The sequence below is a fragment of the Rhizobium pantanalense genome, assembly GCF_030182525.1.
Classification (GTDB): domain Bacteria; phylum Pseudomonadota; class Alphaproteobacteria; order Rhizobiales; family Rhizobiaceae; genus Rhizobium.
Map to the genome: position 1 here is coordinate 652674 of NZ_JAQJCH010000001.1, position 14254 is coordinate 666927.

The 14254-nt window shown below is 60.2% G+C and carries 12 protein-coding genes; 1 reads left to right on the forward strand and 11 read right to left on the reverse strand.

Annotated elements, in window-relative coordinates; genetic code table 11:
• Positions 1 to 31: 31 nt before the first annotated feature.
• The 8 genes from PH558_RS03125 to PH558_RS03160 form a co-directional block, all read right to left on the reverse strand.
• The gene (locus PH558_RS03125; protein ID WP_095435469.1) at positions 32 to 472 is read right to left on the reverse strand and encodes a MarR family winged helix-turn-helix transcriptional regulator; all 441 of its coding nucleotides are present in this window, start codon (positions 470 to 472) and stop codon (positions 32 to 34) included.
• A 266-nt stretch (positions 473 to 738) separates the two neighbouring features.
• Entirely contained in the window at positions 739 to 1839 is a 1101-nt protein-coding gene (locus tag PH558_RS03130; protein ID WP_285202136.1) for a glycosyltransferase family 4 protein, read from the reverse strand.
• A 173-nt stretch (positions 1840 to 2012) separates the two neighbouring features.
• Positions 2013 to 2930: a sugar kinase gene (locus PH558_RS03135; RefSeq protein ID WP_285202137.1), complete on the reverse strand. Its 918-nt coding sequence runs from the start codon at positions 2928 to 2930 to the stop codon at positions 2013 to 2015.
• 99 nt (positions 2931 to 3029) lie between these two features.
• On the reverse strand, positions 3030 to 4016 hold the full coding sequence (locus tag PH558_RS03140; protein ID WP_285202139.1) for an ABC transporter ATP-binding protein: 987 nt from the start codon (positions 4014 to 4016) through the stop codon (positions 3030 to 3032).
• The gene (locus PH558_RS03145) at positions 4009 to 5004 is read right to left on the reverse strand and encodes an ABC transporter ATP-binding protein (RefSeq protein WP_113408109.1); all 996 of its coding nucleotides are present in this window, start codon (positions 5002 to 5004) and stop codon (positions 4009 to 4011) included. Before PH558_RS03145 ends, PH558_RS03140 begins: the two co-directional genes overlap by 8 nt.
• 1 nt (position 5005) lies before the next feature.
• Positions 5006 to 5923 (reverse strand): ABC transporter permease, encoded by a 918-nt coding sequence (locus PH558_RS03150; RefSeq protein WP_285202141.1) that lies wholly within the window; start codon positions 5921 to 5923, stop codon positions 5006 to 5008.
• Positions 5920 to 6843, reverse strand: coding sequence for an ABC transporter permease subunit (locus tag PH558_RS03155; RefSeq protein WP_112340638.1), 924 nt, complete (start codon positions 6841 to 6843; stop codon positions 5920 to 5922). Before PH558_RS03155 ends, PH558_RS03150 begins: the two co-directional genes overlap by 4 nt.
• 51 nt (positions 6844 to 6894) lie before the next feature.
• Positions 6895 to 8475 (reverse strand): peptide ABC transporter substrate-binding protein, encoded by a 1581-nt coding sequence (locus PH558_RS03160; protein ID WP_285202142.1) that lies wholly within the window; start codon positions 8473 to 8475, stop codon positions 6895 to 6897.
• A 291-nt stretch (positions 8476 to 8766) separates the two neighbouring features.
• Here PH558_RS03160 and bglA point away from each other — a divergent pair, with 291 nt between their 5' ends.
• Positions 8767 to 10413, forward strand: a complete 1647-nt coding sequence (gene bglA / locus PH558_RS03165) for a beta-galactosidase BglA (protein ID WP_285202144.1) — start codon at positions 8767 to 8769, stop codon at positions 10411 to 10413.
• Here the strand turns inward: bglA and ade are convergent, their stop codons facing one another.
• From ade to PH558_RS03180, 3 genes are all read right to left on the reverse strand, one after another.
• The gene (gene ade / locus PH558_RS03170; protein WP_285202145.1) at positions 10414 to 12111 is read right to left on the reverse strand and encodes an adenine deaminase; all 1698 of its coding nucleotides are present in this window, start codon (positions 12109 to 12111) and stop codon (positions 10414 to 10416) included.
• Positions 12112 to 12204: 93 nt separating this feature from the next.
• On the reverse strand, positions 12205 to 13533 hold the full coding sequence (gene aptA / locus PH558_RS03175) for an omega-aminotransferase AptA (protein ID WP_113408107.1): 1329 nt from the start codon (positions 13531 to 13533) through the stop codon (positions 12205 to 12207).
• A gap of 350 nt (positions 13534 to 13883) precedes the next feature.
• Positions 13884 to 14201, reverse strand: coding sequence for an ArsR/SmtB family transcription factor (locus PH558_RS03180; RefSeq protein ID WP_015340680.1), 318 nt, complete (start codon positions 14199 to 14201; stop codon positions 13884 to 13886).
• Positions 14202 to 14254: the final 53 nt, after the last annotated feature.

The window sequence follows — 14254 nt, forward strand, 5'->3', positions numbered from 1 at the left end:
AGCGGCAGACCGCGTGATCGCGCGCGTCAATTCAGGCTGCGTTTCTGCTCAGCGCTTCGCGCAGCATCGTGATTTCCGCCTTCAGCCGCGTCAGTTCGTCGGCCGTTTGCTCGGTGGCATCAAGGATGCACGGCGGAACGGTTGCGGCCTTCTTCTTCAGCGCCTTGCCTTCGCTGGTCAGCTGGATCATTACTTGGCGCTCGTCTTCCTTGCTGCGGATGCGCTTGATAAAGCCAGCTGCCTCCAGACGTTTCAACAGCGGCGTCAGCGTGCTTGATTCCAGGAACAGCTTTTCACCGATACCGCCGACGGTCTGGCCGTCTTCTTCCCATAGCGTCACCATGACGAGATATTGCGGATAGGTGAGATTAAGCGCGTCCAGCATGGGTTTATAGAGCCGATTCATCGCATGGTTCGCCGAATAGAGCGCGAAGCAGATGAAGTTATCCAGCTTTAACAGGTCGTCAGTCATCCCAAGAACTCCCGGAGAGGTCTCATGTAAGTCGTGCGATAAATAATTGTACACCCAAATTTATGCCTGGGCTATGGGTTTCTTCCTTGTTGAGGATACTGTTCGCCGGCAGATATCTTCCGGCACTCGCATCTCGGCTACGAGATTTGACAGCGGGTATTATGGCAGGATCTCAGGTGCTGACCTTGAAACCAAGGACGAAATGCTCTTGATTTCTGGCGCGTCAGGTCAACAAGATTCAATGCTGAAAGAAGCAGACTCCGAGTTCAGCGAGGATGAGCTCGGCCGCGGTGATTGGCAATGCGGACGTTGCCGATGAATTGCGCCGTCGCGGCCGCCCAGGAATAGTTGAGCGCCAGCGCGCGCGCAGCATCGCGGGAGCAGGAGAGTGCGGCAAGGCACGCTGTCGCCAGATCCGGGTCTACGACGCCGGCTGTCCTGTCTCCCCCCAGGATGTCCGCAGGCCCGGTAACCGGATAGGCGGCGACCGGAACGCCGCTCGCGAGCGCTTCCAAAATGGCATTGCCAAAGGTATCTGTCTTCGATGGAAAGACGAAGACGTCGGCCTGTGAATAGGCGTGAGCTAGTTCCTCGCCGAATTTCGCTCCCAGAAAATGGACATCAGGATAGAGCTTCTGCAATTCCGCTCGCGCGGGACCATCGCCCACCACCACTTTCGATCCAGGCAGGTCGAGAGCAAGGAAAGCGGGGAGGTTCTTTTCCAGCGCGACACGGCCGACCGTCATGAAAATCGGACGAGGCAGGCCGAAGGGGTTGTCCTCCAGCGGGTGCGGCCGAAAAAGATGGGAATCAATCCCACGGCTCCAGGGCAGCAGATTGCGAATGCCGCGCAGTTTGAGCTCGCTCGCAAGGCTTGGTGTCGCCACCATGCAGCCGTAGCCCGCATTATGAAACCATTTGACGAAGGCATAGAGCCAGCTTTCCGGTATCGGCAAACGAGCAGCGACATATTCGGGAAATCGCGTGTGGTAACTGGTCGAAAACGGCATGCCGTTTCTCAGGCACCAGCGCCTCGCCGTGAGCCCGAGGGGACCCTCCGTAGCGATGTGGACATAAGTCGGCCGGAGTGCTTCTATTTTTGCCGCGATCTTGCGGTAGCTGGCGATCGAAAGCCGGATTTCCGGGTAAGTCGGACATGCGATATTGCGAAAGCCGTCCGGCGTGATCATCGAAACCTCGACGCCCATGCGCGTGAGTTCGCGATTGGTGTTCTCGATGGAGCGGACGACGCCGTTGACCTGCGGATGCCAGGCATCGCTGACGATGAGCAGCCGTTCGGGTACTGCGACGGGTGTCGCCGCCTGCGTCCAGGTGGTTTGATCGATGTCTGACAAGCGTTGCAACATGCCCAAAACAGTCCATCCGCACCGCATCCTCATGATGACGGTGCCAGCGATTGCGGTGTTTCAAACATGATTCCCGCGCCCACTCTATTGTGGGGGGTGTCCATGATGGAAATATTACAGCGTTTAGAGCGTGATGCCGAAAAGTGTAGGCGGTTGTCGGACGACATCCGGCTCTAGTGGATGGATTTCAGCTTCTCGGGCGAGACGAGTGCACCGTATTCCTGAATGACCTTTGCCGCGATCTTGGCAGCGAAGCCGGCGGCGGCGACTGCATCCTGATGCTGCAGATAGTGAGCCAGAAATGCGCCATTGAAGCTGTCGCCGGCGCTCGTGGTGTCGACGACCTTGGCAACCTTGACCGCCGGAACGAGGGTTTCATCGGTTCCGTCGCCGATGGTCGCGCCCTCGGCGCCGTTCTTGACGACAATCATCTGGGCTCCGTACTGCCGGTAACGGCGGATGGTGGCGGGGATCGAATCGTCGCCGAAATGGATGGCTTCATCGTCGAAGCTCGGCATGACAAGCGTTGCGGCACGTGCGCCTTCCGAAATCATGGTGTGCATGGCGTCGAGGCTGGACCACAGGCGAGGGCGCAGGTTCGGATCGAAGGCGACCAGCTTGCCGGCAGCCTTGGCGCGACGCAGCTCCGCCAGAAGCGTGAAGGCGTCTTCGCGCGGCAGGATCGCCAGTGTGATGCCGGAGAAATAGAGAACGTCGGACGCCTCTATTGCCGCGCGCAGGGCATCGCCATCAGCGGCGAGCTGGCGGGCGGCGGAGCTGTCGCGCCAATAACTGAAGGAGCGTTCGCCATCCTTCAGATTGATCATGTAGAGGCCGGGCGTCTTGCCGCGAAGGCGGCGGATGCTATCCGTGGCGATGCCGGCGCCGTCCATGAAGGCGATCATCTCGTCGGACATGGCATCGTCGCCGAGCGCGGTGAAGTAATCGATCGCCCAGTCCTCAGGCAGGCAGGCGCGGGCATACCAGGCGGTGTTGAAAGTGTCGCCGGCAAAGCCCTTGCGCAGGTGCCCGTCATCGGCCTGCGACAGTTCCACCATGCATTCGCCGATCGATAGAAAACGCCCGCCCAAGACTGCCTCCTGCATTTTGTCTTGGTGCTGCATACGCGCAAGCGGCGGCTGGGGCAAGGTGGACGGCGGTTGCCGCCGTCCACTTCTGCTGGAGCTGATTTATGGCCGATCCATATGATAGCAGGCGGCCGTCTGGCCTGGGCGCACCTGTTCCGTCGGCGGCATCTTCGTGCGGCAGACATCGGTCGCCTTCCAGCAGCGGGGCGAGAAGACGCAGCCCGGCGGCGGATTGAGCGGCGAGGGCGGATCGCCCTGCAGGCGGATGCGCTCGCGGCCACGCGCCAGTTTCGGGTCGGGGATTGGTGCGGCGGAGAACAGCGCCTGCGTATAAGGGTGGGCCGGATGATCGAAGACCGTCGCGGCTTCGCCCGCTTCCACCACCTTGCCGAGGTAGAGCACCAGCACGTCGTCCGAGATCAGGCGCACGACCGAGAGGTCGTGGCTGATGAAGATCAGGGTGAGGCCGAACTCCTTGCGCAGGCGGCGCAGGAGCGTGATGACCTGCCCCTGGATCGAGACGTCGAGGGCCGAAACCGGTTCGTCGCAGATGATAAGCTTCGGCCGGGTGATGACGGCGCGGGCGATGCCGATACGCTGCGCCTGTCCGCCCGAGAATTCGTGCGGATAGCGGTTGATCATCTCCGGAACGAGGCCGACGGCCGCCATGATCTCCCGAACGCGATCCTGCCGCTCAGCGCGGGTCAGTTTCGGTTCAAAGACGGTCAGCGGCTCGGCGATGATGTCACCCACGGTCATGCGCGGATCGAGCGAGGCGATCGGATCCTGGAAGATGATCTGCATGTCGCGGCGGGCGGCGCGCATTTCCTCTTCGGTGAGATCGAGCAGGTTGCCGCCTTGCCAGAGGATGCGGCCCTTCTGCGCCTTGATCAGCCGCAGGATCGAGCGGCCGAGCGTGGACTTGCCGCAGCCGGATTCGCCGACGATGCCGAGCGTGCGTCCGGTCTTCAGCTCGAAGCTGACATCGTTGACCGCAGTCAGGATCAGCGGCGGCTTGAAGAGGGACTTCGACGGCAGCTCGAATTCGGTCGTCAGATGCTCGACCTTCAGAAGCGTTTGCTCAGCCATGGACGAGGCTCCGTTCCTGATTAGCCGAAAGGGGGTGGAAGCAGGCCGCGCAGCGACGCGGCGCCAGCGGATCGAGCGGCGGCGCCGCATCCAGACAGTCGTCCTGCACATGGGCGCAGCGCGGCGAGAAGGCACAGCCGCGCGGCAGGTGCATCAGGTTCGGCGGCCGTCCAGGGATGACGGTGAGGTCGTCGACATCCTGGTCCGGCCTCGGGATCGCCGAGTGAAGCGCCGCCGTATAGGGGTGGGCCGGATTTTCGAACAGCTCCTCGACCGGTGCTTCCTCGACGATGCGGCCGGCATACATGACGGCGACGCGATCGGCGAGGCCGGCGACGACACCGAGGTCATGGGTGATCATGACGAGCGCCGTGTGCATTTCCGCCGTCAGCTCATTGAAGAGATCGAGGATTTGCGCCTGGATCGTTACGTCGAGCGCCGTGGTCGGTTCGTCGGCGATCAGGAGCTTCGGCTTGGTCAGCAGCGCCATGGCGATGACGATGCGCTGGCGCATGCCGCCCGAAAGCTCGTGCGGGTATAGGTTGAAGCGGCGGGTCGGGTCGGGGATGCCGACACGCTTCAGCATGTCGAGCGCTGCTGCCGAGGCGGCACGCGCCGAAAGCCCGCCATGGACCTCGAGTTGCTCCGTCAGCTGCCGCGAGATGCGCAGCGATGGGTTAAGGGCGGTCATCGGGTCCTGGAAGACCATGGCCATATCCTTGCCGCGCACATGGTCGAGTTCGCGCGGCTTCAGGGTCAGCAGATCCTTGCCGTCGAGCAGCGCCTGGCCGCTGGTGCGGCCGTTCTTGGCGAGCAGGCCCATCAGGCCGAGGAAGGTCTGGCTCTTGCCGGAACCGGATTCTCCGACGACGGCGATACGTTCGCCGCGGCCGATCTTGAGGTTCATCTTCGAGACCGCGGCCACTTCGCCTTCAGGCGTGCGGAAGGTGATCGAATAGTCTTTGAGTTCGAGAAGTGTTTCTGTCATGTCAGCGATCCTTCGGATCGAATGCGTCGCGCAGACCGTCGCCGATGAAGAGCAGGCTCATCAGCAGCGCGACCAGGAAGCCGGCCGGGAAGAACAGCAGCCAGGGCGTCGTCTCCATGCCGGCCGAACCTTCGGCAATCAGCGTACCGAGCGACGTCAGCGGCTCCTGAACACCGAAGCCGAGATAGGACAGGAAGCTCTCGGTCGCGATGATTTCCGGGATAGTGAGCGTCGCGTAAATGACGACTGGACCGACGAGGTTCGGCACGATGTGCTTGAGGATGATCTTGAACGACCGCTGCCCGGAAGCGCGTGCGGCCTCGATGAATTCCCGCTGCTTGATCGACAAGGTCTGGCCGCGCACGATACGCGCCATGGTGAGCCATTCCAGCGCACCGATCGCCGCAAAGAGCAGATAGACGTTGCGGCCGAAGATCACCATCAGCAGGATGACGAAAAGGACGTAGGGCAGGGCGTACATGATATCGACGAAGCGCATCATGATCGCGTCGACGCGACCGCCGAAATAACCTGCAACGGCGCCATAGAGCACGCCGATGACGACCGAGACGAGGGTGGCGACAAGTGCGACCGTCAGCGAGACGCGGGTGCCGTAGAGCGTGCGCGCCAGCAGGTCGCGGCCGTTGCCGTCGGTGCCGAAATAGTGGCCGGCGGCGAAATCCGGAGCGCCACGGAAGGACGTCCAGTCCGGATCCTCGTAGTTGAAGGGCAGGAAATACGGGCCGAATATGGCGACCAGCACCAGCGCGGCCAGTATGAACAGCGAAAGTGCCGCTGCCTTGTTGCGCAGGAGACGACGCATCGCGTCGCCGGTGAGGGATCGGCCCTTTGGTGCGAGCCCTTCTGCCGAAAGCAATTCCGCTTCCAGCAATTCTCTCTTGGCGGAATTGAGGATCATCGCATTCTCACTTTCGGGTCGAGCCAGGCATAGGCGATGTCGACCAGCAGGTTGAGGACCACGATCAGGACCATGTAGAAAATGACCGTGCCGAGGACCATGCCGTAGTCACGGTTCAGCGCCGCGCCGACGAAGTAGCGGCCGACGCCGGGGAGGCCGAAGATGCTTTCGACCACCAGCGAACCGGTAAGCAGATAGCTTGCCGCGGGTCCCAGATAGGAGACGACGGGCATCATGGCCGGCTTCAGCGCGTGGCGCATGATCGTCAGTCGCGGGCCGATACCCTTGGCCTTGGCGGTTCGGATGAAGTTCTGGCCCATCACCTCGATCATCGAGCCGCGCATCAGGCGCGAGATGCGTGCCGCATGCGGCAGCGTCAGGACGATGATGGGCAGGATCAGGAACTTGATCGAGCCGTCCCCCCAGCCACCGACCGGCAGCCAGCCGAGCGTGTTGCCGAAGATGAGCTGCAGGATTGGCGCGATCAGGAAGCTCGGCATGACCAAGCCGATGAGAAGACCTCCGCCCAGCCAGTAATCGGCCGCGCGGTTTTGATAAAGCGCCCCGAGACAGCCTATGAAGATGCCGACGATGGTCGCGAGCACGAAAGCGGCGCCGCCGATGGTCAGCGTGTAGGGGAAGCCCGACATGATCTGCTGGGTGACGGTGAAGTCCTGATTGGCGAAGGAGGGGCCAAGATCGCCCTTCATGACGTCGCCGACATAGATCAGGTATTGCTCAACCAGGGGCTTATCGAGGTTGTAGTGAGCCGCGAGGTTGGCTTTGACTTCCGGCGGCAATGGCCTTTCGCCATCGAAGGGGCCGCCGGGAGCGAGGCGCAGAATGAAAAAACACACTGTCACGGCAATCCACAAGACGGGGATTGTCGACAGCAAACGACGGAGAGCGTAGCCAAACATGGTCTTAGACGGCTCCCTCCCGGTTGTGTCCGGGAGGGAGCCTGTTCCCAATTATTCTTTGATCGACAGCCAACGCGTACGGTGGATGTCCTGGATATTGTCGACGAAGCCCTGGACCTTCGGGGCGACGATGTTCTGGGAAACGTAGTAGTAGATCGGGATTGCGGCGCTGTCGTCGAGGGCCAGCTGTTCGGCCTTCTTGTAGATCTCGGCGCGCTTCTTCAGATCGATCTCTTCATTGCCCTGCTTGATCAGAGCATCGTAGTCCTTGTTGCTCCAACGGCCGTAGTTCATCTCGACGCCGGTAGACAGCAGGTTCAGGAAGTTGATCGGGTCGTTGTAGTCGGCGAGCCAGCCGGCACGGCCGATCTGCACCTCGCCACGCTGCATTTCATCGTAATGCACCTTGGTTTCGGTGTTGTAGAGCTCGATATCGACGCCGAGCGGCTTCCACATGGCGGCGATCGCAACGGCGATGCGTTTGTGGTTGTCGTTGGTGTTGTAGCGCAGCTGAGCCTTCAAGGGATGATCGGGGCCGAAGCCGGCTTCCTTCAGAAGCTTCTTTGCTTCTTCGACCTTCTGCTTGTAGGGCTCATCCTTCCAGCTGACATAGGCCGGCTCGCCATAATTGGCGGTGCCCGGCGGGACCCAGGAATACATCGGCAGTTCACCGGTGCCGAGGATCTTCGGGCCGATGACTTCGCGGTTGACTGCCATGGAGAGAGCCTGACGCACGCGCTTGTCGTTGAAGGGCGGCTTGGTGGCGTTCATGACGTAGTAGTAGGTGCCAAGGAACGGCACCACATGCGCCTGACCAGGAAGATTCTTCTGGATCCAGTCATACTGATCGGCCGGGAACGAGGTCAGAATATCGAATTCGCCGGCACGATAGCGCTTCAGGGCAGCGGCCTGATCTTCCAGCGTGTAATAGTTGACGTTGTCGATCTTGATGTCCTTGGCGTCATAATACTGATCACTCTTGACCATGCTGACATGCGAACCGGGCACCCATTCGGTGGGCTTGTACGGGCCGTTGGTGACGATGTTGCCGATCTTGACCCATTGGTCGCCCTTGGCTTCCACGACGTGCTTCGGCAGCGGATAGGCCGTGTAGTGCATCAGCGCGTTGAGGAAGTAGGGGGTGGGATTCTCAAGCGTGATTTCCAGGGTCTTGTCGTCGATCGCCTTGACGCCGAGCTGTGTCAGGTCCTTGATCTCGCCCTTGTTGATCTTTTCCGCGTTCAGGATCGTGTATTGCAGATAGGCGTACTGGGCTGCGGTTTTCGGGTCCATCAGGCGCTGGAAGGCAAAAACGAAGTCCTGAGCCGTCACCGGCTGGCCGTCGGACCACTTGATGCCGTCACGCAGCTTGAAAGTATAGACCTTCTGATCCGGGGAAATGGTCCAGCTTGCGGCCTGGCCGGGAATTGGGTTGTCTTTGGGGTCCTCGGTCACCAGCCCTTCGAAGATATCGCCGTCGATGCGGTTCTCCCAATCGCCGGAAATTTTTTGCGGATCGAGCGAAGTCGGGTCGCCGCCGTTGTGGATATTGAGGGTCGCGGCATGCGCGGAAACGCTCAATATCGTGCTGACGAAAGCCGCAGCGATAAATTTTCTGGTGATGTGCGCCATATGTTTTCCCACCTTTCTGGAGTTCTTGTCCTTGTTTTACAAGGGTGTTTTTGATCCGCAGGTGACCTGTACGTGCAGGTCAATGCGCGAAGTTATCGAAAGCGACGTCGCTTTCAAGTTAAAAAAAGTCGGGCATGCTTAGCGTGTGAACTTTCATATTGGTAATTCGCTAAAATTGATACTGCGAATTTATCCGCCGGTGGTTGAGCTTTTCGGATGACCGATTTGCGGCTTGCCGCCTGCGCCCGAGTGTGCAAACTGGCAGGCCTTGTGCGATATCGAGGCGGTTTGATGAAATCGACGAATAAAGCGGCGGGAGCCGACTGGTGGCGCGGGGCTGTGATCTATCAGGTCTATCCGCGGTCGTTTCAGGACACGGATGCCAACGGGCTCGGCGACATCAAGGGGATCACCCGGCGCCTGCCTCACATTGCCGCACTCGGGGTCGACGCGATCTGGCTGGCGCCGTTCTTCACCTCGCCGATGGCCGATATGGGCTATGACGTCGCCGATTACTGCGATGTCGATCCGATCTTCGGCACGCTTGCCGATTTCGACGAGATGATGGCGGCAGCGCACGAACTCGGCCTCAAGGTCATCATCGATCAGGTCATCTCGCACACTTCCGACCGGCATCCCTGGTTCGTCGAAAGCCGTACAAGCCGCGACAATCCCAAGGCGGATTGGTATGTCTGGGCCGATCCGAAGCCGGACGGCACGGCGCCGAACAACTGGCTGTCGATTTTCGGCGGCCCCGGCTGGGAATGGGATGGCGTGCGCCGGCAATATTACCAACACAACTTCCTGACATCGCAGCCGGATCTGAACTTCCACAATCCGGACGTTCAGGATGCGGTATTGGCGGCCGTCAAATTCTGGCTCGATCGCGGCGTCGATGGTTTCCGCCTGGATACGGTCAACTACTATTTCTGCGACAAGAAGCTTCGCGACAATCCGCCGGCGCTCGTCGCGACCGGCGGGCTCGACGCGCCCGAAACCAACCCCTACGGGATGCAGAACCATCTCTACGACAAGACGCAGCCGGAGAATATCGGCTTCCTGAAGCGGTTGCGGGCATTGCTTGATCAATACGAAAACCGCACGACCGTCGGCGAAGTGGGTGACGGCGTGCGCTCGCTGGAGACGGTTGCGGCCTATACCAGCGGCGGCGACAAGCTGCACATGTGCTACACGTTCGATCTTTTGGGTCCCGATTTCACGCCGGCGCATTTCCGGCGCTGCGTCAGCGATTTCCAGGATAATGTCGTTGATGGCTGGGTCTGCTGGGCCTTTTCCAACCATGACGTTCAGCGTCATGTCAGCCGCTTTGCCGAGACGGAGGAGGAACAGCCGCGCGTGGCGAAGCTCGCGATTTCGCTGTTATCAACCCTGCGTGGCACGATCTGCCTCTACCAGGGCGAAGAACTCGGTCTACCGGAGGCAGAGCTTGCCTTCGAGGATCTGCGCGATCCCTACGGCATTCGCTTCTGGCCGGCCTTCAAGGGCCGCGACGGCTGCCGCACGCCGATGCCCTGGGAAGCGAGCCGTGCCCATGCCGGCTTTACCACGGCCGACAAGTCCTGGCTGCCGGTTCCCTACCAGCATGCGGCGCTCGCCGTCGACAAGCAAGAGGCGGATGCGGATTCCGTGCTGCATCACTACCAGCGGACGCTGGCTTTCCGTGCGGAACATGCCGCTTTGCGCGATGGCGACATGACCTTCCTCGATACAAAAGAGGACGTTCTCGCCTTCACCCGCTCCAAGGGTGACGAGACGCTGCTCTTTGTCTTCAATCTCTCCCGCAAGCCTGTGAAGGTTGCCTTGCCGGAGGACATCAAGCTTGGCAAGACGATCGCCATGCCGGGGTTTGACACGGCAGATGCCGGGGCAGCGCTAACGCTTGCTGCTCTGGATGTTTATTGCGGCAAGCTCGCCTGATCAGCCGATCAGCATGAACTTGTCCACATCGACCAGGCCTCTGTCCGATATCTTCAGATGCGGGATCACGGGCAGGGGCAGGAAGGCGAGCTGCAGGAAGGGCTCTTCCAGCGTCGCGCCAAGGGCATAGGCCGCCTGGCGCAGATGGTGCAGCGTATCGCGCACGCTTTCATAAGGCTCGAGGCTCATCAGGCCGGCGACCGGCAGGGCGATTTCACCGGTCACGACGCCGTCCTCGACGACGACAAAGCCGCCGTTGATGTCGCTCAAGCGATTGGCGGCGAGCGCCATGTCATCCTCGTTGACGCCGACGACGCAGATATTGTGGCTGTCATGGCCGACGGTCGAGGCGATCGCGCCTTTCTTCAAGCCAAAACCTTGGACGAAGCCGTTGGCGTGGTTGCCGTTCTTGCCGTGCCGCTCGATGACGGCGACCTTGATGATATCGTTGCCGAGGTCGATATCGGTCTGGTTGCCCTTGGTCGGCAGGCGATAGCGGCGATGTTGGGTGATGATCTTGCCAGGCGTCACGCCAATGACGGAGCTTTCGCCCTCCGTCACCGGCACGCCAAAATCGGCTGCGTTGATCGGGCGGGCCTTGACGCTGTCGAGGCCGACCGGCTCTACCGAACCGCGGGTCGCGAAGAGTTCAGCGGTGACACGGCGGCCTGCGGAGAAGACGATCTCGGCCTTGCAGCTTTCCAGGCTGTCGACGACGACGAGATCGGCGCGCCAGCCCGGTGCTACGAGACCGCGATCACGCAGACCGAAGGCGCGGGCTGCCGAGATCGAGGCGGCGCGGTAGATCGCCAGCGGCTCGACGCCATGGGCGATCGCCGTGCGGATCATGTAATCGAGGTGGCCCTGTTCGGCAATATCGAGCGGGTTACGATCGTCGGTGCAAAGCGCCAGATGAGGCGACAGGCGCTCAGTGATAACAGGCATCAGCGCGTGTAGATCCTTGGAAACGGAACCTTCACGCACCAGCACGTGCATGCCTTTGCGGATCTTCTCCAGTGCCTCTTCGGCGGTTGTCGATTCATGCTCCGTGCGAATGCCGGCTGCGAGATAGCCGTTGAGGTCATTACCGCGCAAAAGCGGCGCGTGGCCATCGATATGGCCGCCCTGGAAGGCTTCGAGTTTCGCCATGCAGACGGGATCCTTATGGATCACCCCGGGGAAATTCATGAATTCGGCAAGGCCGATCACCTGCGGATGATTGCGGAACGGCAGGAGCGTCTCGATCGGCAGATCGGCACCCGAGGTCTCCAGATGCGTTGCCGGCACGCAGGAGGAAAGCTGGACGCGGATATCCATGATGGTTTCCAGCGAACAGTCGAGGAAGTAGCGTATGCCTTCGGTGCCGAGCACGTTGGCGATTTCATGCGGATCGCAGATGGCGGTGGTCACGCCATAGGGCAGGACGCAGCGGTCAAATTCGAGCGGGGTCACCAGCGAGGATTCGATGTGAAGATGGGTGTCGATGAAGCCTGGTACGACCATGCGGCCGGCGATATCGATTTCCTCACAACCGTGATAATCGCCGCAGGTCCCGACGATACGGTCACCGCAGATGGCGATGTCCGAGGCCACCAGCTCTCCCGTCACCAGATCGAAGAAGCGGCCGTTCTTGAGAACAATGTCCGCAGGCTCCCGGCCAGCGCCCTGGTCGATATAGCGTTCGAGTTTGGTGGTCATGTTTGTCCCTCGCATATGGATCGCCCCTCATGCCAGCTCTTCTGCTAATGCAAAAGGAGGCGTGAGGGGCGGAGATGTGTTCGAGCTTATGCCTTAGATATTATTCTGCAAGATCTCGCGGAGCTTGCCGAACAGCTCGTCGATGTGATGCTTTTCGATGATGAGCGGCGGCGAGAGCGCGATGATGTCGCCGGTGGTGCGGATCAGGAGGCCCTTTTCATAGGCCTTGAGGAAAGCGGTGAAGGCGCGCTTGGTGGGCTCGCCGGCGATAGGGTCGAGCTCGATGGCGCCGATCAGGCCGGTGTTTCTGATGTCGATAACGTTCGGGCAATCCTTCAGGGAATGCAGGGCATCGGCCCAGTAGTCGGAAAGTTCGGCTGCGCGCGTCAGCAGGCCTTCTTCCTTGTAGGTGTCGAGCGTCGCAAGCGCTGCAGCCGAGGCGATCGGATTGCCGGAGTAAGTGTAGCCGTGGAAGAACTCGATCATATGCTCGGGTCCCTGCATGAATGCGTCGTGGATCTCCGAGGTGACGAAGACCGCACCCATTGGAATGACGCCGTTGGTCAGGCCCTTGGCGGTCGTGATGATATCCGGCTTCACATCGTAATATTGGGCGGCAAAGGGGGCGCCGAGGCGGCCGAAGCCGGTGATGACTTCGTCGAAGATCAGCAGGATGCCGTGCTTGGTGCAGATGTCACGCAGCTTCTGCAGATAGCCCTTCGGCGGGATCAGCACGCCGGTAGAGCCGGCAATCGGCTCGACGATGACGGCCGCGATTGTTGAGGCGTCGTGCAGCGTGACGATGCGCTCAAGCTCGGTGGCGATATCGCCACCATGTTCTGGCTCGCCGCGCGTGAAGGCGTTCTTACCGGGAACATGCGTGTGCGGCATATGGTCGACGCCGGTCAGCAGCGTGCCGAACATCTTGCGGTTGGTGACGATGCCGCCCACGGAAATGCCGCCGAAATTGACGCCGTGATAGCCACGCTCGCGGCCGATGAGGCGGAAGCGCGAGCCATTACCCTTCACGCGATGATAGGCAAGCGCGACCTTGAGCGCGGTTTCGACCGATTCCGAACCGGAATTGGTATAAAGAACGTGGTCCATGCCCTCGGGTGCAATATCGACCAGCCGGTTCGCAAGCTCGAAGGCCTTGGGATGGCCGAGCTGGAAGGCCGGAGCATAATCGAGTTCGCCGGCCTGCTGGCGGATCGCCTCGGTGATCTTCGGACGGCAGTGTCCCGCGTTCACACACCACAGACCCGCAGTTCCGTCCAGTACCTGCCGACCGTCATGGGTGGTGTAGTACATATCCTTGGCGCTGACGAAGAGGCGCGGTTCCTTCTTGAACTGGCGGTTGGCCGTAAACGGCATCCAGAAGGCGCGCAAATCGTTAGGGGTGGCATTCAAACGGTCCGACATGCTGTTCTCCAATGGCCATTCGGGGGCCTGTTACCCGACCGCGGCGCGGCGCCGCGCGATTATATTTACTGCTTGGTCAAATTATCAGCCGGCCTTTTTGCGTCAAGGCAAAGATGGGTCGGGGAAGAAGGCTGGGGCGCGGCAGAATTGGATCGCAGCATGCCGGCGGCGTTGGGCGAGGATCATCCGCAGACGGATGTGAGCTCGTTCAGACATGAAAAAACTGGCAAATCCGAAGATTTGCCAGTTAAAGCAGTAAAACACCTGGTGATGAAAGCAAGTCGATCTTTCAGGGCCTAAAGTGTTCCCCAGAGATCGTTTGTCGACAGGCCCTAAGCTATTGAAAGCTCTTAAGCAGCCGATCTACTTTTTTCCGGCTCGCAATAAATGTCTTCCAGCGTTTCAAGAACACGGATCACGGATTCTGATGTGCTGGAGTAGTAAATCGTTTGAGCATCACGACGCGTCTTGACCAGCTTCTGAGCGCGAAGCTTCGAAAGATGCTGAGAAAGTGCTGATTGGCTCAGTCCGACCTGATTGGCAAGAACGCCAACAGGAACTTCACCCTTAACGAGACTGCAAAGGATCAAAAGACGCTTCGGGTTCGCCATTGCTGATAATAATGCTGCCGCAACATTAGAGTGTTCGGCCAAATCTCTTGTCTTCATCTGTTAATCTTCCCAATGCGGAGCGTACATCAGAAACTGTGCTATTTCCAAGC

What these genes read in the sequence shown, in the direction of transcription:
- ade (WP_285202145.1), bottom strand. Translation starts at nt 12,111, where the DNA reads ATGACCACCAAACTCGAACGCTATATCGACCAGGGCGCTGGCCGGGAG.
- aptA (WP_113408107.1), bottom strand. Translation starts at nt 13,533, where the DNA reads ATGTCGGACCGTTTGAATGCCACCCCTAACGATTTGCGCGCCTTCTGG.
- PH558_RS03130 (WP_285202136.1), bottom strand. Translation starts at nt 1,839, where the DNA reads ATGTTGCAACGCTTGTCAGACATCGATCAAACCACCTGGACGCAGGCG.
- bglA (WP_285202144.1), top strand. Translation starts at nt 8,767, where the DNA reads ATGAAATCGACGAATAAAGCGGCGGGAGCCGACTGGTGGCGCGGGGCT.
- PH558_RS03145 (WP_113408109.1), bottom strand. Translation starts at nt 5,004, where the DNA reads ATGACAGAAACACTTCTCGAACTCAAAGACTATTCGATCACCTTCCGC.
- PH558_RS03180 (WP_015340680.1), bottom strand. Translation starts at nt 14,201, where the DNA reads ATGAAGACAAGAGATTTGGCCGAACACTCTAATGTTGCGGCAGCATTA.
- PH558_RS03125 (WP_095435469.1), bottom strand. Translation starts at nt 472, where the DNA reads ATGACTGACGACCTGTTAAAGCTGGATAACTTCATCTGCTTCGCGCTC.
- PH558_RS03160 (WP_285202142.1), bottom strand. Translation starts at nt 8,475, where the DNA reads ATGGCGCACATCACCAGAAAATTTATCGCTGCGGCTTTCGTCAGCACG.
- PH558_RS03155 (WP_112340638.1), bottom strand. Translation starts at nt 6,843, where the DNA reads ATGTTTGGCTACGCTCTCCGTCGTTTGCTGTCGACAATCCCCGTCTTG.
- PH558_RS03150 (WP_285202141.1), bottom strand. Translation starts at nt 5,923, where the DNA reads ATGATCCTCAATTCCGCCAAGAGAGAATTGCTGGAAGCGGAATTGCTT.
- PH558_RS03140 (WP_285202139.1), bottom strand. Translation starts at nt 4,016, where the DNA reads ATGGCTGAGCAAACGCTTCTGAAGGTCGAGCATCTGACGACCGAATTC.